A 22791-nucleotide genomic window follows, 5' to 3' on the forward strand; every position below is an offset into this window, starting at 1 on the left:
TTTCGCCCCCTACTTAGACTCAGCAGCTGAGCCCATATGAGCGAGCACACCTAAAATGTCTTGATAGAAATTCTCTCTAGTGCCTTGACGATTTAATTCTTTATAAAGAAGACCATCTTGAATAAATAAAATACGCTCACAATAACTTGCACTAAATGCATCGTGTGTAACCATCAAAATACTTACATTGTGATTTTCATGTAAATCTTGCATCGCTTCTAATAAACTTTTTGCGTTTTTACTATCAAGCGCACCTGTCGGTTCATCTGCTAATACAATTGCTGGATTATGTACTAAAGCTCTGGCCGCCGCTGTTCTTTGCTTTTGTCCTCCAGAAACAGCCATCGGATATTTTGTTAAAATTTCGGTGATGCCTAATTTTTTCGCAACGTCATTTACCTTTCCAGTAATCTCACTTGACGGTACGCCTTGCAAAGAAAGTGGTAAAGCTATATTTTCATAAATTGATAAGTTTTCTAGAAGATTAAAATCTTGAAAAATGAAACCTAATTTTTGAGAGCGAAAATCAGATAACGCATTGCCCTTCATAGAAGTAATATTTGTACCAGCTATCGTCACACTACCACCTGTCGCTTGGTCAAGTGTACTTATCACATTAAGTAAAGTCGTTTTTCCAGACCCAGAAGGTCCCATGATCCCGACAAATTCTCCTTCTTTAATACTTAACGATACACCCCTTAATGCTTTTGACTGATTCTCATTTCTTTTCCCATACGTTTTTTCTACACTTTCTACAGTAACTACATTTGTTGACATCTCTTTCACTCCATCCCTTTTGTATAAAATTAATTTCTCACATATTTCTTATTATTTTGTCATGTGAATCCTTAAGAATTTTTTAATTATTCATTTAAGAAGAGTTACACCTGTAACATGAACCTTTTTCCTACTTCATATTCTCATTTTTCTACAACTCGTTCCCTCGATTTCGCTTACATTTACCTTACATTTTTGTAAGATAAAAAAGAAAACACACTAATTTCTAATAGTGTGTTTTCTTTACAATCAATATTTTCTATTCTTTATTTCTTCTTCAATACTTGCCACAAATACATCTAGCGCAATAACTTCTGACTTCTCTTCCCCATATTTACGTACATTTACAGCTCCGTTTTCCATTTCCTTATCCCCAATAACAAGAACATACGGTACTTTTTGCATTTGTGCTTCTCTTATTTTATATCCTAATTTTTCATCTCGTGCATCTTGTTCAACACGAACTCCAGCTTGTGCTAATTTATGTGCAATCTCATTGGCATATTGTTCATGTACTGCATTTGAAACTGGAATTACTTTCACTTGAACTGGTGCCACCCATGCCGGGAACGCACCTCCAAAGTGCTCAATTAATATTGCTAAGAAGCGATCTAATGACCCTAAAACTGCCCTGTGAATAACAACTGGTCTTTTCTTTTCATTATTTTCATCTATATAATTTAAATCAAATTTCTCTGGCATTTGGAAATCAAGCTGGATTGTTCCGCACTGGTGACTTCTATTTAAAGCATCTTTAATATGAAAATCAATTTTCGGCCCGTAAAATGCGCCATCACCTTCATTTAGTCTATATTTATAATTTAGCGATTGTAATACATTTTCTAATGCCGCTTCTGCTTGCTCCCATAATTTATCATCACCCATTGAATCTTCTGGACGAGTAGAAAGCTCTACTTCATACTCGAATCCAAAAGTTTTATATACGTAATCAATTTGCGCCATTACGGATTTGATTTCATCTTCAATTTGTTTTGGAGTTACAAATAAATGTGCATCATCTTGGCAGAAAGTACGTACTCTTAATAATCCGTTTAACGCACCACTAAATTCATGACGATGTACTTGACCAAATTCACACATACGAATCGGTAATTCACGATAAGAATGCAATTTATTTTTAAACATAAGCATGTGTCCTGGACAGTTCATCGGTTTTAATGCAAAACTTTTATTATCTACTTCAGAGAAATACATATTATCTTTATAATGTCCCCAGTGCCCTGATCTCTCCCATACTTCTTGGTTCATCATGAACGGAGTGCGTACTTCTTGATAATTGTACTCTTTTTGAATTTCTCTTAAAAATGCTTCCAATTCGTTACGAATCATTTGTCCTTTCGGTAAATAAAACGGCATTCCCGGAGCCTCTTCAGAAAACATAAATAACTCAAGCTCACTGCCTAACTTACGATGATTTCTTTTTGCTGCTTCTTCAACGAAATGTAAATACTCTTCTAATTCTTTTTGAGAAGAGAATGCAACACCATATATGCGCTGAAGCACTTGGTTATTACTATCACCTCGCCAATATGCACCGGAAACGTGAGTTAATTGAAATGCTTTCAAATAACCTGTAGATGGTAAATGTGGTCCTCTACATAAATCTACAAATTCACCTTGTTTATATAGTGTTACACTTTCCCCACTAGGAATTGCTTCTAAAAGTTCTAATTTCAAGCGGTCGTTCATTTCTTGAAACAGTTTAGCTGCTTCTTCTCGAGAAACCTCAACTCGTTCTATCTTTATATTTTCATTTATGATCTTTTTCATTTCTTTTTCGATTCTCCGTAAATCTTCTATGTTTACACTTCTTGGAAGATCCATATCATAATAAAATCCATTTTCAATAACAGGTCCTACTCCAAGATTTATATCACCATACAATCTTTTTACAGCTTGCGCTAAAATATGTGCCGCGGAGTGTCTTGCAATTTCTACCCCTTCATTTGAATCTATAGTAATGATTTCCACTTCCGCATTTTCTTCAATATTTCGGCGTAAATCATATAATCCATCATTTACTTTCCCCGCGACTGCTTTCTTTTTCAAACTACTGCTAATGGATCCAGCAATTTCTTCTAAAGTAACTCCATTTACAAATTCTTTAACGCTACCATCTGGAAATTTAATTTCAATCATTTGTTCTTTCATTTTTCATCTCTCCATTTCATAATAAAAAGCACACTCATCCCTAAAATAGGGACGAGCGTGCTTTTACCCGTGGTTCCACCCAGATTCCCATTGTAAATATACAATGGCTTCGTTTACGGTAACGTCGTTTACACGGCACTAGATACTTCATTTCCCTAGTGCAGCTCTAAGGTGGTAAGTTATTTTTCTGCGTTAGGAAGTTCTCAGCTTTCCTTCCTTCTCTGTATAACCGGGGAAAATAACTCGTGTCCTTTTCTTCGCTTATTATAAAATTGAATGCAAAAAAGCATATTCATCCCTAAATATAGGGACGAATATGCTTATATCCGTGGTTCCACCCAGATTCCCATCACAAAAAACATAATGGCTTCTTTTGCGATAACGTCGCATACACGGCACTAGATACTTCATTTCCCTAGTGCAGCTCTAAGGTGGTAAGTTATTTTTCTGCGTTAGGAAGTTCTCAGCTTTCCTTCCTTCTCTGTATAACCGGGGAAAATAACTCGTGTCCTTTTCTTTGCTTTTTGTAAAACATCCATTTATTGTTATTTAATATATCTTATTCATTTTATTTTTGCAAGTGTTTAAAAAAATTATTTATTTAATTTAAAAAAGTGAAACCAATTTTTTTTGGTTTCACTTCACAATTTTACCAATCTTGTGGTTCGTAATTTAAGTCTGCAAATAGACGTCTTTTCTCTTTCTTCGTTAAATCTCTCCACTGCCCAACTGGTAAATTATTCAATTCGATATTCATAATTCTCGTACGTTTTAACGTGTATACTTGATAACCTAAAGCTTCACACATACGGCGAATTTGACGATTTAGCCCTTGTGTTAAAATAATTTGGAACTCATATTTTGATAACTGTGTAACCTCACAAGGAAGCGTTTTTGTTCCTAAAATTTTAACACCCGCTGCCATTTTCTCTAAGAAATCAGGTGTAATTGGCTTATCTACTGAAACGATATATTCTTTCTCATGTTTGTTTTCAGCACGTAAAATTTCATTAACAATATCACCATCATTCGTTAACAAAATTAAACCGTCTGAGTCTTTATCAAGACGTCCAATGTGACTAATTCGTAAAGGATGGTTCACTAAATCGATAATATTACCTTTTACTGATTTTTCACTCGTACATGTAATACCTACTGGTTTATTTAAAGCGATATATACGTGATCTCGAGCAATTCGAAGCTGCTCTCCATTTACTCGTACATCATCACCTGGGTTCACTTGGTCACCAATTTTTGCAACCTTACCGTTAATAATTACTCTTCTCTCATTAATTAGTTTATCCGCTCCACGTCGAGACGCTTTTCCAGCTTCACTAATAAATTTATTGATACGCAAATTAGGCACATCCTTTTCTAAAAAAAATTTCAAGCTCACACTGCTTCTACCGTACAATACAAAAGGGTAAGCCTCCTATTATAACTTAAATATATTAACATGAAAGGGTATATAACGTCTTCTATTAATTACTTGTTTATAAGAAAATATCTTTATTATACATTCATTTATGCACTTTTTCAGCGTTTAATATACAAGCCATTCTTCCTTACATACAGCTTGTTTTCCTTTTATCTCTTCTATCTCTTCATGAATATTAGCTAATTTATATAAACCTGGGAAAATCTCTTCCACATAATGTTGATGCGTCTTTTCATCTTTCCAATACGTTAACACTATGTAACGATTTTCATTTTTTAAAGACTTCCCAACTACTCCACCTAACATTCCTTTTGCTTTTTCCATTCCTTTATTCCAAATTGTTTCTTGCTTCTGTAAAAAATGATTTTCCTTTTCCACCTTTACATCACATATAGCAATTCTTACGAATGATCCTTCTGTAACAACGTCTTTCAAATGCGTATCAGTTATATCATACAACGTTTGAAATAATTCAATTTCACATGAAAGAAACGTATCCTCTTGATTACTATTTACATAAATTGTATCGTGAGCACCATTCATAAATGATTGATATGTACTTCTATCTTCCCATAAAGTAAATACACATGCCTCATCTTCATACCATCCACCAAATTGTCCATGAAACCCATCTAGGTGCCGTATATCACGCCATTTTCCTTGCGCATTTGAAAACAATTCCTTTTTCTCTTCTTCCACCTTACAGTAGATTGTTTTTAGTAGCATTTTTAATTCCCCCTTATCTTACATTCCATTTCCCATCTGCAATACTTTCTACTTTTCTCCTAAACGAACATTATTTTTACTCTCTATTTCTTCAGCTCTTATATGTACTAAAGAGGGCCTTTTCATCTCGTCTCCTTGTTCAACACGCATATTTATTTTTTCTGTTCCCACAAAAACGATACTTTAAAAGATAGGCTGTTAAATATCCATTTGAACTTCCTTTTGTCACATCTTCCGGGATCCCATAATAGTCTGCAAAATCACGAACATTTAGATCGTTCATTTATTTACATAACATAATTATATTCTTCTAGTTATCTATAGTATTCAAAAAAGCAGCCGCTCTTTCTATCAGCCATTCACCAAACGTACTTAAAAATAATAAAATTTCATTTATATCATTTATCGGTTCAATTACATATTGTAATGCCTTTCTCATATTTTTTTCTTGTTCGGGAAAATGCTTACTAAATAATTCATAGGCAGGATATAAGTCTCTGGAATAAAGTCCTTCTCTCTCAATTGTCAATGCTAGACCTGACCTGATTATTATCTTCATAATCCAACGACAACAATCCGCTATATCTTCCACGCCTTTATTATGTATTAACTCTTTGCGTGCTTGTCCAATTTGTTTTCCCAATTGAATAAGATGTTCATAGGCTAACTCCTGACTTACTTTATATTTAGGCAAAGACAATGTTACATCTTCACCAAATATACATACTCCATGTGTCTGTATCATGAAGCTTATAAAAGAAAAACTCTTGGAATTTATCACTTCTTTTTCACTGTAAAAACTCAATTCCACTCCTGTTATACAATTGAATTTTTGCAAAATTTTAATTTCTAGTTTCTTTCGCCAACTTAAGTCTATTAATTTAGGATCCTTTCGCACTAATATAATTACATCTATATCAGCAATACCTTTAATTCCAATCCCTCTTGGAATTGAGCCTCTTATATAAACACTGTGTAAATCATCCTGTAACAATTCACAACAAGTATTTTTTATTTCTTGTATTACCTCCATAAATATAGGTTGAACTTTTTCAATATGTGCATCATTTATAATATATCCTTCATCATCAGTAGAACAAAAACGACCTATCTTTTTTATACTTGGCAATTTGTCATCTCATCTCCATACTAAATATTATTTTATTCTATACACATAGTAATTATAATTTAAATAATTCAGAATTAAAAATCAAAAGATATAGAAAGTAAACAATCCTACAATATCATTCACTTCCTATCTCTCTTATCATCAATTATTTTTCAAATAAATAATACGTAATTTCTCCTGGATAATGTAATACAGTTACCTTCCGCTCCCCTTTTTTAAAACTAACAGTATGCCTGTTTTCCCCTAAGTTCTCCCATCCACTCGCCTTTGTAATTGGCATTACACTTATATATTGATAGTCCTCTTCATTATCATCGTTAATATGGATTGCTGACATTGGCACTGGAAAATCTTTAATTTTAGATTCTTTGTCTACATATATGAGTGCAAATAAACCAACTAATAACATAGCCATTGAAATACTTAAAACCAGTTTTCTTCTATTCATTTTCACTAAAAACCCTCTTTTCTCGCATATAACTTTCATCATTTTACTAAATTTAATTATTCACGTATAGAAAAGACATAATTTAAATTATTTCTAACCTATTTTCTCTACTTTAAACAACATTATTGTTATATATTATAATTATAAGTTTTTAAATTTTGGAGGCGTTACATATTGCAGAAATTACTTTTTACTAAATGGACAGTTGTTATTTCTATTTTCATCATTTTTGGTACAATTTTCTACGTTACTAATGTTAATAATAACAGCGAAAAAGCAACTGTAGAAACAGCGGAGACAAAAACTTTCAAAACGAAATTACAACCTAAAATTAATGAATTGACTACTCATTATAATGACATCATCGAAAAAGATTGGTTACCTGCCTGGGAAGAGATTAACACGAATGGAGATTCAGTAGATCGAAATAAACTATTAGTTACAATGAGTGCTGTTTCCAAACAGTACGAAACAATTATGAACGAAATAGACACGCTTAAAATTGAAGAAAACATAACAGATATAGATATACAAAAACAACTACTTCAATTCACAACTCAGTTTAAATCCGCATCAAATTTCATGAAAAATGCAGCAAATTTAATTATAGACGGAGCAAATAACTCTACTCCAACCAATGAAACTATTGAAAAAACAAAACAAGCTTTAGGACTTGCGGATCAACATATTGTCATCGCTTTATCTACTTTAAATGAAGTTGAAGATAAATTAGGACTTACAAAAAAATAAAACTATTTACTATTTTAAAATAAAAAATGATTGCAATTCACAATTTGTATGTCTATAATGTTTTTATTGATTTACAATCAATGTGTTTATAAATTTTATAATTCGGATGAACCATTCAGGAGAAGGTCTATTGATCTACCGACGGGGCAAAAAGTTGTTATACCAACTTTGAAACTCTCAGGTCTTGGTTACAAGTAGAACTGCATGGGGACGAATCTCTGGAGAGACTCCCTCTCGCTTTCATAGAGCGCGGAGGAAAACGAGCACCGAAGGAGCAAATCCGCTACTTTAGCGGATAATCTCTCAGGTAAAAGGACAGAGACAAGCGAAAGAAAAAGCCGATTGTATCGGTTTATTTTTCTATCCCTTGTTTCTCCAGAGACCATTTCATTTACTTGAAGTGGTTTTTATTTTTTCTAAAAAAGGAGAATAAAGATGGAGACAGTAAGTAAAGTATTAGAACAACTAAATCAATACGTGTGGGGATTACCAACTTTGTTGCTACTCGTTGGAACAGGTATCATTCTCACAGTGCGTTTAAAAGGTTTACAGTTTAGTAAACTATTATACGCTCACAAACTAGCATTTAAAAAATCAGAAGATGCCTCTTCTTCTGGAGATATTAGTCACTTCCAAGCACTTATGACAGCTATGGCCGCAACGATTGGTATGGGAAATATAGCCGGTGTTGCAACAGCTGTTACAATTGGTGGTCCTGGTGCAATATTTTGGATGTGGATTACCGCTTTATTCGGTATGGCAACAAAGTATGCAGAGGCAATACTTGCAGTGAAATACCGTGTTAGTAATGAAAATGGTGAATATTCAGGTGGACCAATGTATTATTTAGAGCGTGGTTTAGGTAAGAAATGGCTTGCTATATTATTCGCTATATTTGGTACAACTGCTTCTTTCGGTATTGGTAATATGGTGCAATCTAATTCAGTTGCAGAGGCAATGCGAATTAATTTCTCTTTCCCTCCTGCTTTAACTGGTATAGTAATGTCATTTTTAATCGCAATTGTTATTTTAGGCGGTGTAAAAAAAATCGGGAAAGTGACGGGATATGTCGTTCCTATTAAAGCTTTCTTTTATATAATTGCTGGTCTTATCATTATTTTCTATCACTACGACCAAATTCCAGAAGCATTTTCACTTATTTTTTCTGGTGCATTTAATGGTACAGCAGCTGCTGGTGGTTTTATCGGGGCAACAGTTGCATCAGCTATCCAAATCGGAATGGCGCGTGGTGTATTTGCGAACGAAGCTGGTTTAGGGAGTGCACCAATTGCTGCTGCGGCTGCAAAAACTGATTCGCCTGCAAAGCAAGCTTTAGTTTCAATGACTGGTACTTTTCTAGATACGTTTATTGTATGTACAATTACAGGACTAGTATTAATCACTACAGGCGCTTGGAAATCTGGTAAAACTGGCGTTGAAGCTACAACACTTGCATTCCAATCTGTATTTGGTACTGCTGGTAGTATGATTCTCGGTATCGCAATTATTTTATTTGCCTACTCTACTATTTTAGGTTGGTCGTATTATGGAGAAAAATGTGTAGCTTATTTATTCGGAGAAAGTGCAGTTAAATATTATAAAGCAATCTTTATTGTCATGATTGCAATTGGTGCTAATTTAAAGCTAGGAATCGTATGGACATTTGCTGATATTGCAAATGGACTTATGGCAATTCCAAACTTGATTGGTCTAATTGGATTAAGTAGTATTGTTGTTGCTGAAACGAATCGTTTTTTACAAGCAGAGAAATTGAAAGAAAATAATAAAAAACAGGCAAGTTAATCTATGAAAAAAGGAATGACTCATACATGATGAGCATTCCTTTTTTCATCCCCTCTTTTACTCAATTACTATCATTAAAAATATATTTATATCAATATTTACTCCTTTTTATTCCTCCAAAAGTTTTTCACATAAATGTCATAAATCGTATGGTCTAACTATATAGTTGAAAAGGAATGCGACATTAAAGTGTCGCTGAAAAACTCATCCAAGAAAAGGGAGGAAAAATCTTTTGAAAAACAAAATCATTGTTTTCCTATCTGTTTTATCATTTATTATTGGTGGTTTCTTCTTTAACACGAATACTTCAAGTGCTGAAACATCATCTACTGATTACGTTCCTAACCAATTAATCGTTAAGTTCAAACAAAATGCATCTTTAAGTAATGTGCAATCTTTTCATAAATCTGTCGGAGCTAATGTCTTATCTAAAGATGATAAGTTAGGTTTTGAAGTCGTACAATTTTCAAAAGGTACTGTAAAAGAAAAAATAAAGAGTTATAAAAATAATCCAGATGTGGAATATGCAGAACCGAATTATTACGTTCACGCCTTTTGGACTCCAAACGACCCATATTTTAATAATCAATATGGATTACAAAAGATTCAAGCTCCACAAGCTTGGGATAGCCAACGAAGTGATCCTGGTGTAAAAGTAGCTATTATTGACACAGGAGTTCAAGGCTCACACCCTGATCTGGCTTCGAAAGTAATTTACGGGCATGATTATGTTGATAACGACAATACATCTGATGATGGTAATGGTCATGGTACACATTGCGCTGGAATTACTGGAGCACTTACGAATAACAGCGTCGGAATTGCTGGTGTTGCCCCACAAACTTCAATTTATGCTGTCCGCGTATTAGATAATCAAGGAAGTGGTACTCTTGATGCTGTAGCGCAAGGTATTCGAGAAGCTGCTGATTCGGGTGCAAAAGTAATTAGTTTAAGTTTAGGAGCTCCAAATGGTGGTACTGCATTACAACAAGCCGTTCAATATGCATGGAATAAAGGCTCTGTTATAGTTGCAGCTGCTGGAAATGCTGGAAATACAAAAGCTAATTACCCTGCTTATTACAGCGAAGTAATTGCAGTTGGTTCTACAGATCAATCAGATAGAAAATCTTCATTCTCTACTTATGGTAGCTGGGTAGATGTTGCAGCACCAGGTTCAAATATATATTCAACATATAAAGGAAGCACATATCAATCATTAAGTGGTACATCTATGGCAACACCTCATGTTGCAGGAGTCGCTGCTCTTTTAGCAAATCAAGGATATAGTAATACACAAATTCGCCAAATTATTGAGTCAACTTCTGATAAAATTAGTGGTACAGGTACGTACTGGAAAAACGGTAGAGTCAATGCATATAAGGCTGTACAATACGCTAAGCAATTACAAGAAAATAAAGCTTCTTAAGAAAACTTTAATCAGTCGATCTACCATGAATGCGGAATAAAATAGAAGGAGAGACTTCTATAATTAAAGCCTCTCCTTCTTACAAACTATATTACTCTCCCTGCTTTTTAACCATATGTAAATACAGTACAAAATCCATCATTGTCGACGAATGACCAAGTTGACGGATCATCGCTGTTATATTTCCTCTATGATATGTACCATGATTTACGACATGTTGCACTAATTCTAAAATCGAAGTTTCTAATTTCCCTACGTATGGATTCTCAATAACAAATACAGCATTCACATCTTGTATTGTAATTAAAAACTCTTTATATTGATTTGCCATGTTTTCAAACATTTTTTCTAATTCATGTAACGATTTAGTTTCAATTTGTTTTCGTAACTCTTCTCGGTCTTGTATTGCTTCATTCATACTTTTACCATGCAATATATGTAACCACACTTGATCTGTAATATAAATATGCACAAAAGTATCCTTAATGGATGGGAATACACTCTGTATCTGCTCATTAAAAATTGTCTCATAGTTTGGTAACTCTTTTAATCGATTGAATAATCTAGTATTAGCCCAAGCATGGTAATCACACTGTTTTAATATATAATCTTTCAATTTATATTACCTCCTTATTGTATGAAACGAATGGTTTGTTTCTTCATTTCTGATTCTCTATCAGCCTTTGCAATCCCTTTTTCTTTCATTTCATGCTTATTTATCGTTTTATATTTTACATACGTATAAAATTCCGTTTGAAATGGAAATGGTGTAATCCGAATTGTTTCCTCGTCCACCCATTCAGCTTGAATAAGTTTCTCCTCTTTACTATTAAACATTTCTGTTCCTTCAAAACCATCTTTAAATAAGTCAATTTCATCTTTCTTTTTGACACCAGGCTTATTCATACATACGTATAAAGAAAGTTCATCACAAAACTTTAATAATCTATAATGCTTATCAAACATCGCAAACTGTTCCTTTGTTAACGTTTTCAAAATTCTTTTTTGTCGTTCTAATTCATGTTTATAAAATGACATCATCTCTTCATCTTCCTCGTTTAGTGGAAATGATAAAAAATGTTGACTACAAAGCAATGCCCCGTATGGATTAGAATTTTCAATTTCATTCAATCCAATCGTATAAAAAACAAAACGTAATGGGCTTGGACAATCCATAAATGTATATGGAATATTTTTAGCATCATTCAAAATTGGTACTTTATCAAGCTCTATCCATCCTCTGTCATGCTCATATATTGCATCAACTGTTTCTTTTAAATATGTTTTATCTTCAAAAAAGTCTTCTTTTATATGCTTTGCAATCTCTCCAGCTAAAAAACCATGATCATGTTGACGAATTAAAATACTTTCCTTCTCATTTTTTTCACGAAAAATCATTCGTATACTCCCCCTCATCCTCATATTAAAGCTTTTTATATGCATCGATTCTTAATTAATCCCTAAATAATAGAAGGGATTCAGTCTCTTGCAACGAAATTAACATAATTATATAGTATTCTTTCTAATCATAGTGATAGCTTTATCTTTACTATCTATTATACTAAAACATTCATTCCAAAAATTTTTTTATGAGGTGAAAACATGAACAAAACAGAATTAATTAAAAACGTAGCTCAATCAGCTGATATTTCTCAAAAGGACGCTTCTGCAGCTGTACAATCCGTATTTGACACAATTGCTAATGCATTACAATCTGGAGATAAAGTTCAACTAATCGGGTTTGGAACTTTTGAAGTACGCGAAAGATCTGCTCGTACAGGACGTAATCCGCAAACTGGCGAAGAAATTCAAATCGCCGCTGGTAAAGTTCCTGCATTTAAAGCGGGTAAAGAATTAAAAGAAGCTGTTAAATAAAAACAAGAAACCAGCCATTTTATAGGCTGGTTTCTTGTTTTTATTTAAGCAATTGCTTTATATTCTCTGCATGATACACTTCACAAATATAAAATACACATTTGCAGTTACTTACAATTTGATACTTTCTAGTCGGATACACATTCGCTGTAACAGAACATCCATCAAACAATTCAATAATATTTCCAGATGGCTGATATCCTTCATATAATACGTTTCTTCTTACTTCCATCTTTTCTATGAGCTTTTCAACAGGAATATTTCCACTCTCTAATTCACTCTTTATTGCGTCCGGTAAAAACGAAGTGTCTGCAAAAATTAGATTTTCAGATAACACCTTTCCTTTATAACTAACATTAGATACACGGTAAAGAAATGTTCCATCTTTATCAAAGAAATTCTTTGCTTCTTTCGGAATGTACTGTCTACCAAGTGCCTCTTGTTCAAGAACATCAAACTGAACTGTATCATTTAAAAGCTTTTCTAAAGCATGAATGGATGATGTATCTCCAGAAAATAAAATATTTTTAATTGCTTGTACATTATAAGTGAATTCATTCTTTCTATTTTCCGCTACTAACATGAGGAACACCTCTTCTGTAATTTTTTTATTTAAGATTTAAAAGTGCTACCGCGTCTAATTGCGTAATTTCAGTCACTTCCTTACTGAATATTGCAACAGAAGCCCTATAATCTAAACTAGGCCTTACATCTTCCATCATTGTATTACTTGCTAACTCTTGTCTATCCTTAAAAACCAACAAGTTTGGAGGGTCATTTGGAGCTGATACTGTAATATGTACTGGTGGAATCATTAGTCCTTCACCTGTCGCTTTCAGCACCGCTTCTTTTCGAGTCCAATATGTTAAAAAACCTTCTATTTTCTGTTCATTTGGCAGTTTCATAACTTGCGCTATTTCAATGTCTGTTAATACACCTTCTGCCATTTTCATAACATCTACATTTGGATTCATTTGTTCTACATCTATGCCAACAGGTGCAGATTTTGTAAAAGCAACGACAACCCACTCACCTGAATGCGAAACGGATAATTGCGGCATACCTTCTGGTAATTGTGGTCTTCCATGCTGCAATTTACATACTGAGCACATTCGATCAATTGGTACTTGGACTGGTGACATAGAAAGTATCTTACCGAGAACTAATCTACTTACTACGCAACCTATTATAAAACGAGCTCGATCTGCCGAATGATGATACGAATTTGCTTTCTCTCGCTCTATATCATTTAGTAAATTGTAATGCCATGATTGTAAATCCGAAATTCTTGCCCACCATATTTGACAATCATTCTCATTCAAAGTTGGAATAGAATCTACAACTTTACTTTCTATCATGTAAACTCTCCTTTATTCAACGAATATCAATTTTCATAAGAAAGCATGCGTATATTCTTATTCATTGACAAGTACTTTCTCTTTTTCTGATACAGATAATGTTTTTTCTTTCTTCTTTGACATTACCTCTTTATCAGAAATACGTAAAGAAAATAGTAGTGCTATGAGCAAAAATATTGCTGATCCAATTAGTGCTGCTTGATATGGTAAAAAATCGGATTGAACGTTATTACCTCCAAAACCAGCTAGTATACTAGCTAAAACAGCTACTCCTATTGCTGAACCTAGTCGATTTTGCACATTGAATATAGTAGTAGCTCTCCCCATAGAAGGCGGCGTGATATTGTTAAAGGCAGAAAATTGAACCGCACCGACAGATTGACCTAAGAAAATACCGATACCAAACAATAATGCGCGGATTTGCCACGGATTCGTATCGTGATTTACAAAACTCAATAAAACAAATATAACCGCCGTACATATTAATCCAATAGAAATTACCTTTCGAGCTCCTAATTTCTTATATGACCATGGCACAATTTGTGAAGAAATCATTAATCCAATCGCCTCTGGAAATGTCGTAAGTCCTGATTCTAGCGCGGAAACTCCTATCACATTTTGATACATAAGTGGAAAAACAAATAACATTCCTAATAAACCGGCTGATGAAAATAATGATATAAGGCTCATCTTTCTAAAGACTGGTTCTTTTAATAAGCGTAAATCTAACATCGGTTGCTTTACTTTCAGTTCTACGATTATAAACAACGTAATGAATACAACCCCAGCTACCCCGGTACTCATAATTTCTGGAGAAATCCATCCTTTTGACGGTCCCTGGCTTAGTGCATATATGAGCATCGCAAATCCTGGTGCTGATAAAATAAAGCCGAGCGAATCAAAGCGACCAGCTGATTTTTCAACATGCTCTGCTAAAAATAGAAGTCCAAAGAGCAATGCAACGATTCCAAACGGTAGATTAATATAAAATACCCAACGCCAAGACATTTGATCTACAAAGAAACCACCGATGATAGGACCAACTGCTGGTGCTACAGCAATTGGCAGTACAATGAACCGGGAAATCTTCGGTCTTTCCTCTGCTGAAAATGTTCGGAATAACATCGCCATTCCGACCGGTGTTAAAAGCCCTCCACCAGCACCTTGAATGATACGGAAAATATTCAATGAAGTAATATCGTTAGCCATTCCGCATAAAGCAGAGGCAATTGTAAATACGAAAAGAGCAATTAAAAATACTCTTTTCGTACCAAAACGATCTCCTAACCAACCAGAAATCGGAAGGAAAACAGCTAAACTAACTAAATACCCAACATTCACCGTCCCCATTGCAGATGCAGGTACTTGTAGTTCTCTACTTATCGTTTGCAGTGCTACATTTACAATCGTTGCGTCCATCGCAGCCATAAACATCGCAGTTATATAAACGATACTTACAACTACTTTTGGATTTAGTTTTTCTTTCATTATCGTTTTCCTACTAATGTTTTTTCGCGAACTTGATTACCTTGTGGATTCAAATCTTTCCAGTTATATTCAACATATTCTAAGCAGCTCTGCCTACTAGCTTCTTCATATACGACATTCCAGCCAATAGGTACATCGAGAAAAGCAGGCCAGAGAGAATACTGGCCCTCCTCATTTATTAATACTTTATATGTGTAATTATCATTTTCAAATGGATTCGTCATACTCTACTTACCCCTTTCTTATTCTGCAAATATTTCGCTAATACTTGCCCAATTTCCGTAAGTGGACCTGGCTGACATAGATCTTTATGTCTACAATCAATATCGTGCTGCACAATTTGCCCGTCTAAATAATTTAGCCACGTATTTGGAGAAATAGGATCAAACCAGTCTGGTATAACAGTAGATCTAAAGAATAAGATATCTCCGTTATAAACTTTCGGTACATATTTCCCTAACAACCCTACTGAATTTACATATGTTTCTTTCAAGTTCAATATAGTCTCTTCTTCAAGACTTGCTAATGCACTTCCATCTTTACGAAGGATTTCAACTGCACTTTCCATTGTAAGTGGTTTACCATCCATGTTATCTGGGTCATATCCGCCTAAAGCAAGTAATGCAATTAACGCTTCCTCTTCAGTAGGCGCTTCCGTATTTGGTAAGAAGTGTCCAGGATAAGAATCAAGCATAACGAGTAATTCTACTTCTTCCCCTTCATTTTGTAGTTGCGCCGCCATTGCATGCACAACATTTCCTCCAAGCGACCAACCTAATAAACGATATGGTCCATGAGGCTGTACTTCACGAACGTGTTTCAAGTAATCCGCCGCCATCTCCTCTAAACTTTTTGGAAGTTCTTCATTTTTAGCAATACCACGTGCTTGTACACCATAGATTGGATAATCTGTTCCTAAAGATTTCATAAGTCCTGCATAGCACCAACTTAATCCACCTGCTGGATGTACACAAAATAGTGGTAATTGATCCCCGCTTGCTCGTAATGGAAGCAACACATCAAGTGCACTTTGACCATTCCCCATCTCAAGTCTTTCAGCTAATCCTGCAACAGTCGGTGCTGCAAATAAAGTACCAATGTTTAGTTCCACTCCAAGCGCCTCTTTCATGCGGCTCATAAGCTGCACTGCAAGGAGTGAATGACCACCAAGATCAAAGAATCCGTCATCAATTCCAATTTGAGGTACACTTAGCACTTCTGTAAACAAGTCACATAACATTTCTTCTTGCGGTGTTCTTGGACCACGACTAGAAGATGATGCGATAAATTCTGGAGCTGGCAATGCCTTTCTATCTAATTTACCGTTTGGAGTTAAAGGTAACTCATTTACTACTACAAAAGCGTATGGAACCATATAATCTGGTAAACTACCACTAGCAAACTGACGCATTTCATTCGTATCAATCGCTTCATTATTTGATGCAACGATATAAGAAACTAACCGTTTATCCCCTGGTTGATCTTCCCGTACAATAACGGCTACTTGCTCAACTTTAGGGTGCTTCATTATGACTGCTTCTATTTCTCCTAATTCAATTCGGAACCCACGAATTTTGATTTGATGATCTGCACGTCCTATATAATCTAGCGTCCCATCTTTACGCCAGCGAGCTAAGTCTCCTGTACGATACATTCTTGTACCTGGCTTTCCAAATGGATCTGCGATAAAGCGTTCAGCCGTTAATCCTGCTCTTCCTAAATATCCACGCGCAAGCCCTGCACCTGCAACATACATTTCTCCAACTACTCCAGGTGGCACTGGTTGTAAATAGTTGTCTAACACATACACTTTAAGGTCAGGTATACTGCACCCAATTAAACTATTTGCTCGTAAAGAGACGATAGTTTCATCTAATTCAATATAACTAACATGTACTGTCGTCTCCGTAATACCGTACATATTAATAAGCTTTGGTGCGTTATGAGGATGTCGACTATACCAATCTTCTAAGCGACTTAGCTCAAGTGCTTCTCCTCCAAAAACAACATATCGTAAAGATAATTTTTGGCCAATCTCTTCATTTTCACGATCTGCTTGCATCAATTGATAGAACGCTGATGGAGTTTGGTTTAAAACCGTAACCTTTTCTTTAACAAGAAGCTGTAAAAATTCTTTCGGTGAGCGACTTACAGTATGTGGCACTACAACTAAACGCCCTCCGTATAATAAAGGTCCCCAAATTTCCCAAACCGAGAAATCAAAAGCGTATGAATGGAACATCGTCCAAACATCGTTTCCGTCAAACTGGAACCAATGATCAGTTGCTCCTAAAAGTCTTACTACATTTTGATGAGGTATCATAACGCCTTTCGGTCTACCCGTTGAGCCTGACGTATAAATAACGTAAGCAATATGTGATGGAGATAATGGCTTAATGCGTTCCACCTCATCAATATTTTCTTCACTATATTTCTCAACTTCTGCTATTACTTTTACATCATCAACTAAAACTTTTAGTGCCTCATCACATTCAATTTCCACTTCTGAATTCGTTAAAACACATGTTGGTTTCGCATCGTGTAGCATAAATGAAATACGGTCTGCTGGGTAATCTGGATCTAACGGAAGGTATCCAGCACCAGCTTTAAGAACAGCTAATAAGCTTACAACCATGTTTAATGATCTTGGCATCGCTAAAGCAACGAGTTGATCAGGACCAATCCCTTTTGCTATTAGGAATCGAGCTATTTTATTTGCTTTTCTATTTAACTCTTCATAAGTTAATTTCTTATCTTCAAAGACAACAGCAATAGAATTTGGATTTATATAAACCTGCTTTTCAAACAATTGTGGCAATGTCATTTCTGGTGCAATTTGAAAACCACCATTCCACTTTTCTAACACTGTATTTTTCTCTGCTACAGTTAATATTTCTAATCTGCCAATTGATTGATCCGGATTTGTAGCTGCATCATCTAATAACAAAATGAATCGTTCTATTAGTTTTTGAACCGTTTCACGTTTATATAAATCGGTACTAAACTCTAGTAATCCATGTAAACCGTTCGGAGTACCATCAACCCCGTTACTCTCACTAATTTCAAATGTTAAATCAAATTTTGCAGAACCGACGCTTTGAATTTCAAGGCTCGCTTCTAAACCTGGTACATGAAACGTTGCTTCTGGTGTATTTTGAAAAGCTAACATAACTTGAAACAACGGGTGGCTGTTTCGAGTACGTACTGGATTTAACACTTCAACAAGCCTTTCAAATGGAACATCTTGATTTTCATAAGCTGCAAGATTTACCTGCTTCACTCTATTTAATAATTCTTTAAAACTTGGATCTCCTGACGTATTTGTACGTAACACTAATGTATTTACAAATAAACCAACAATATCTGAAAGTACATCATCATTTCTTCCAGCAATCGGACTTCCAATTGGTATATCAGTGCCTGCACCTAATCTTGTAAATAGTGCACTAAGCCCTGCTTGCAATACCATAAACAAACTAACTCCATTTTTACGTGCAAGCTCTACTAACCTACTATGCATACCTTCATCTATATGAAAATGAATTGTTTCCCCGCGGTAACTCGTCTCAATTGGACGCTGGAAATCTGTAGGTAACTCCATTTGGTCTGGTAAACCTTTAAGTTCTTCTTTCCAAAAATCTAATTGTGTTGAAATAAGACTCTCTGGTGTCGTTTCATCACCTAGCAATTGCTGTTGCCAAAGTGCATAATCCGCGTATTGAACTGGTAGTGTCTCCAGCTGAACTCTGTCACCTTGACATCGTGCTTTATACGCCACTGTAAAATCTCTCGTTAACGGCTGTAATGACCAGCCATCACCTACAATATGATGTAATAAAATTAATAATACATGTTCGTTTTCACTCACTGTAAAAAGTTGTAAACGAACTGCCGGCTCAAAATCGAGGTTAAAGCTATATCTTACCGCCTCTGAAAGTACACTTTCTAATTCATCTTTACATGTATTAGTTATAACCATTTCTAGATTTAAGTTTTCCATATCTAAAATTCTCTGATAGGAACTACCTAATACGTTAGGGAAAATTGTTCTAAGTGTTTCATGTTTCTCAACTACATCATAAAAAGCACCTTGTAATGCTTCCCGATTCAATATTCCATTCATACGAATGACTAGCGGAATATTATAAGTAGGACTTGGACCTTCTAAACAATTTAAGAACCATAACCTGCGCTGTGCAAATGAAAGTGGAACTTCATTTGGCCTACTTGCTTTCTGAATAGCTGGTCTTGCACTTTTTGCATCGTTTAATTGTTTCGCCAGTTCGGCAACAGTTGGTGATTCAAATAGTTTCCCGATTCCTAATTCCACACTTAACGTTTCACGAATCCTTGCCATTAAACGAGATGCGAGAAGTGAATGTCCACCCATTTCAAAGAAATTATCATCAATGCTAATTCGAGAAACACCAAGTACTTCTGCAAATAAATCACATAATATTTCTTCTTTCGGATTTCTAGCAACTCTCTCATTGTGCATTCCATTAAAATCAGGAGCAGGTAATTTCTTTCTATCCACCTTACCATTTGGCGTTAATGGTAATTCTTCTAGCACAACAAATGCTGATGGTATCATATAATTCGCTAAACTTTCTGAAACATAAGAACGAATTTCTGAAAGATTAATCGGTTCCTTTTCTTCTGCAACGATATACGCAATGATGCGCTTATCATTTGGACGATCTTCTCGTACCATTACTATCGCTTGTTGAATATTTTTATGTCGTTGTAATACCGTTTCAATTTCAGCTAATTCAATTCGGAATCCACGAATTTTAATTTGATGATCTGCGCGACTAATGTACTCTAACGCACCATCACTACGCCATTTCACAAGATCTCCTGTACGGTACATGCGCTTCCCTGATTCTCCATAAGGATTTGCAATAAACCGTTCAGCTGTTAATTCAGGTTTTCCTAAATATCCGCTTGCAAGTCCCTCCCCTGCAATATATAATTCCCCAATAACTCCAGGTGGAACTGGTTGTAACCCTGCATCCAATACATACACTTCTGTATTGCAAATTGGCTTTCCAATAGGAGGTATACCCTTTTCACCTTCATCAATGTTCATAAAAGTAGACCAAATCGTCGTTTCAGTTGGTCCATATAAATTAGTTATTGAGCAACCTAATTCTTTTAATTTATTTGCTAAATGCGCTGGAAGAGCTTCACCACCAACTAGTATATTTAGCCCTTGTAGCTTCTCTGGATAATCAGTTACTAACGCCTGCCAAAGCGTCGGTGTAGCCTGCATAATGGTCACTCTTTCTTCTTGTAAAAGTGTCGTTAATGCTGATGGCTCTTGTATGTCTTCTTTTTGCGCAATTGTTAAACTTGCACCACTAATAAGAGGTAAATAAATTTCTAGAGCAGAAATATCAAACGCAAACGTTGTAACTGCTAATAAATGATCATTTTCATTTAATGAAAACTTTTGTTGCATAGCCATTAAAAAGTTACTTAAACCTCTCATAGGAATAATTACACCTTTTGGGTTTCCTGTTGAGCCTGAAGTATATATTGTATAGGCTGGGTTTAAAAGTGATACATCATTCTTACATGCTATATTCATACGAGAATATGTATGTAACGCTAGTTTCGTTTCTTCTTCATCTAATACAATTTTTTTCATATCATTTTCTATAACTAACTTAGATGAAACAGATGAATGTGTTATGATACAAACTGGTTTTGCATCATTTACTATATAATTAATTCTTTCTGCTGGGTATTCTGGATCTATTGGTAAATACGCTGCACCAGCCTTTAAGACTGCTAGCATACTAACTACCATTTCTATTGATCTAGGGAATACTAAAGCTACAAACTGGTTTGGTCGTATTCCTTCTTCTACTAAATAATGTGCTAGTTCATTCGCTCGTTCATTTAGCTCTTTATACGTAAGGTTTACACCGTCACAAGTAATGGCTAGTTTATTGGGATTTTTTTGCACTTGTTTTTCAAATGATATAGGCAGACTGATTAACTCATCGTCTTCCTTCGTTTCATTCCATTCCAATAAAACTTTATGATTTTCTTCAGGCAGAGTAATGTTTATTTTTCCAATCGACTCGTTTTTCTCATAATTATTTACTACTAATTCAAATAGACTCATAAATCTTTCTTTATGCAATGCTAGCTCCGCGCCATTATATACTTCAGGATTTGCATCAAAATGAATCATTAGCTCATTTTGATCAAAACGTTTATATACATTTATCGATAAATCATCGACAGGTCCTGCTGATAAATTATGCGTAATACCACGATTTCCAGCAAAATTTAGCCCGTAATCGAAAGGCATAACATTCACTAACGGTCCAAACAACCTTTGATTTTCACCTAGTAACTTTAAGTCTCTTCTTAATTCCTCATGACGGTATTTATAATGGCGACGTACATCTCGGATTTCTTTAGAAACTTGCTGCAATAATTCCGCAAGAGTTATATTTGGAGTTACTGTAATACGAAGTGGCACTAAATTCATTACCATACTTGGTGTATGAATAGATACCGAACCTAGACGTCCCATCATCGGTAAACCTAAAACAATATCATTTGCACCTGTTAACTTATGCATATAAATACTTGTTACAGCGACAATGAATTCCGGCCAACTTGTTAACGAAATATTGATATCTTCTAATAAAGTTTTCGTGCTAGAACTAGATAAATAAGCTGTTTCTCGTGAAAATCCATTTGATGTTCTCGGTGCTCGCTCTGCCAAGCTTACAACTTCTGGTTCATCCGCAAATTTTTCTAACCAAAAAGTACGATCTTCCTGAAATTTTTTAGACTCACGATACTCAATATCTTCTTGCACGACTTTTGTAAGAGAACCAAACGGCTTTTCATTCTTGTTTGTTTCTTCTATAAGTGATGTATACTCATTCGCCACTTTTTGGCTAAGAAGTGAAAATCCATAGCCATCCATCACAATGTGATGGATGCGCTGATACCAAAAGAAACGATTATTTTCAACTTGAATAAGTGCTTCAGTAAATAAAGTATCTTTTTTCAAATCGACTGGCATAGATAAATCATTTTTCATCCATACTTTAGCAGCTTCTTCAGGGTTTTCTTCTTTCCGAACGTCAATAAAATGCATATGAAACTGTGATTCTTCAATAACTTGCCATGGGCCAATTTCATCCTCTTCGAAGCGAACGTGAAGTGCTTCTGCTTCCATTACAACTTTACGTACAGCTAATTCAAAAATGTCTTGATGAATATTCCCGTTTATTTCTACATATTCCCCAGTATTATATATCGGATTAAGCGGATCTAATTGTTGCGCAAACCACATACCAGACTGCGCAGATGATAACGAATGACGAATCTTTTGACTGTTAGGCATTCTTTACTACCCCTTTATTATGT

The 22791-nt window shown here is 35.0% G+C and carries 17 protein-coding genes, 1 riboswitch and 2 other annotated features; of the genes, 4 read left to right on the top strand and 13 right to left on the bottom strand.

What is annotated here, in order from left to right:
• Nucleotides 1-9: 9 nt before the first annotated feature.
• The 6 genes from M1D66_RS15520 to M1D66_RS15545 form a co-directional block, all read right to left on the bottom strand.
• Nucleotides 10-777, bottom strand: coding sequence for an ABC transporter ATP-binding protein (locus M1D66_RS15520; RefSeq protein ID WP_242554594.1), 768 nt, complete (start codon nt 775-777; stop codon nt 10-12).
• Nucleotides 778-1026: 249 nt separating this feature from the next.
• Entirely contained in the window at nt 1027-2949 is a 1923-nt protein-coding gene (gene thrS, locus M1D66_RS15525; protein ID WP_086385984.1) for a threonine--tRNA ligase, read from the bottom strand.
• A 44-nt stretch (nt 2950-2993) separates the two neighbouring features.
• Nucleotides 2994-3216: a binding site (T-box leader), on the bottom strand.
• A gap of 36 nt (nt 3217-3252) precedes the next feature.
• Nucleotides 3253-3476, bottom strand: a binding site (T-box leader).
• 122 nt (nt 3477-3598) lie between these two features.
• Nucleotides 3599-4306: a 23S rRNA pseudouridine(2604) synthase RluF gene (gene rluF / locus M1D66_RS15530; RefSeq protein ID WP_001222171.1), complete on the bottom strand. Its 708-nt coding sequence runs from the start codon at nt 4304-4306 to the stop codon at nt 3599-3601.
• Nucleotides 4307-4492: 186 nt separating this feature from the next.
• Complete coding sequence (locus M1D66_RS15535) at nt 4493-5113, bottom strand: YdbC family protein (RefSeq protein WP_049107702.1); 621 nt, start codon at nt 5111-5113, stop codon at nt 4493-4495.
• Nucleotides 5114-5423: 310 nt separating this feature from the next.
• Entirely contained in the window at nt 5424-6242 is an 819-nt protein-coding gene (locus M1D66_RS15540) for a nucleotidyltransferase family protein (protein ID WP_001139241.1), read from the bottom strand.
• 145 nt (nt 6243-6387) lie between these two features.
• Nucleotides 6388-6732: a hypothetical protein gene (locus M1D66_RS15545; protein WP_049107703.1), complete on the bottom strand. Its 345-nt coding sequence runs from the start codon at nt 6730-6732 to the stop codon at nt 6388-6390.
• Nucleotides 6733-6864: 132 nt separating this feature from the next.
• Between M1D66_RS15545 and M1D66_RS15550 the strand changes: the two genes are divergently transcribed.
• The 3 genes from M1D66_RS15550 to M1D66_RS15560 all read left to right on the top strand — a co-directional run bounded on the left by M1D66_RS15550 (nt 6865) and on the right by M1D66_RS15560 (nt 10669).
• Complete coding sequence (locus M1D66_RS15550) at nt 6865-7440, top strand: hypothetical protein (protein WP_001170892.1); 576 nt, start codon at nt 6865-6867, stop codon at nt 7438-7440.
• Between the two features lie 208 nt (nt 7441-7648).
• Nucleotides 7649-7769, top strand: a riboswitch (glycine riboswitch).
• 106 nt (nt 7770-7875) lie between these two features.
• Entirely contained in the window at nt 7876-9243 is a 1368-nt protein-coding gene (locus tag M1D66_RS15555) for an alanine/glycine:cation symporter family protein (RefSeq protein WP_000451035.1), read from the top strand.
• A gap of 232 nt (nt 9244-9475) precedes the next feature.
• Nucleotides 9476-10669 (top strand): S8 family peptidase, encoded by a 1194-nt coding sequence (locus M1D66_RS15560; RefSeq protein ID WP_000790938.1) that lies wholly within the window; start codon nt 9476-9478, stop codon nt 10667-10669.
• A gap of 91 nt (nt 10670-10760) precedes the next feature.
• On the opposite strand, the gene M1D66_RS15565 is transcribed toward M1D66_RS15560, so the two are convergent.
• On the bottom strand, nt 10761-11285 hold the full coding sequence (locus tag M1D66_RS15565; protein ID WP_000656271.1) for a DinB family protein: 525 nt from the start codon (nt 11283-11285) through the stop codon (nt 10761-10763).
• Between the two features lie 14 nt (nt 11286-11299).
• On the bottom strand, nt 11300-12067 hold the full coding sequence (locus M1D66_RS15570; protein WP_242554595.1) for a DUF3891 family protein: 768 nt from the start codon (nt 12065-12067) through the stop codon (nt 11300-11302).
• A 204-nt stretch (nt 12068-12271) separates the two neighbouring features.
• Here M1D66_RS15570 and M1D66_RS15575 point away from each other — a divergent pair, with 204 nt between their 5' ends.
• Complete coding sequence (locus M1D66_RS15575) at nt 12272-12544, top strand: HU family DNA-binding protein (RefSeq protein ID WP_001043905.1); 273 nt, start codon at nt 12272-12274, stop codon at nt 12542-12544.
• 40 nt (nt 12545-12584) lie between these two features.
• Here M1D66_RS15575 and M1D66_RS15580 read toward each other — a convergent pair whose 3' ends face one another.
• The 5 genes from M1D66_RS15580 to M1D66_RS15600 are packed head-to-tail and all read right to left on the bottom strand — an operon-like array spanning nt 12585 to nt 22768.
• Nucleotides 12585-13127: a hypothetical protein gene (locus tag M1D66_RS15580; RefSeq protein ID WP_000959126.1), complete on the bottom strand. Its 543-nt coding sequence runs from the start codon at nt 13125-13127 to the stop codon at nt 12585-12587.
• A 25-nt stretch (nt 13128-13152) separates the two neighbouring features.
• Nucleotides 13153-13902: a 4'-phosphopantetheinyl transferase Sfp gene (gene sfp, locus M1D66_RS15585; RefSeq protein WP_049107705.1), complete on the bottom strand. Its 750-nt coding sequence runs from the start codon at nt 13900-13902 to the stop codon at nt 13153-13155.
• Nucleotides 13903-13959: 57 nt separating this feature from the next.
• On the bottom strand, nt 13960-15390 hold the full coding sequence (locus tag M1D66_RS15590) for an MDR family MFS transporter (protein WP_242554596.1): 1431 nt from the start codon (nt 15388-15390) through the stop codon (nt 13960-13962).
• Nucleotides 15390-15614, bottom strand: a complete 225-nt coding sequence (locus M1D66_RS15595; RefSeq protein WP_000184059.1) for an MbtH family protein — start codon at nt 15612-15614, stop codon at nt 15390-15392. Before M1D66_RS15595 ends, M1D66_RS15590 begins: the two co-directional genes overlap by 1 nt.
• Nucleotides 15611-22768 (bottom strand): amino acid adenylation domain-containing protein, encoded by a 7158-nt coding sequence (locus M1D66_RS15600; RefSeq protein ID WP_242554597.1) that lies wholly within the window; start codon nt 22766-22768, stop codon nt 15611-15613. Before M1D66_RS15600 ends, M1D66_RS15595 begins: the two co-directional genes overlap by 4 nt.
• Between the last annotated feature and the right edge of the window lie 23 nt (nt 22769-22791).

This window comes from Bacillus sp. PK6-16 (assembly GCF_056530295.1).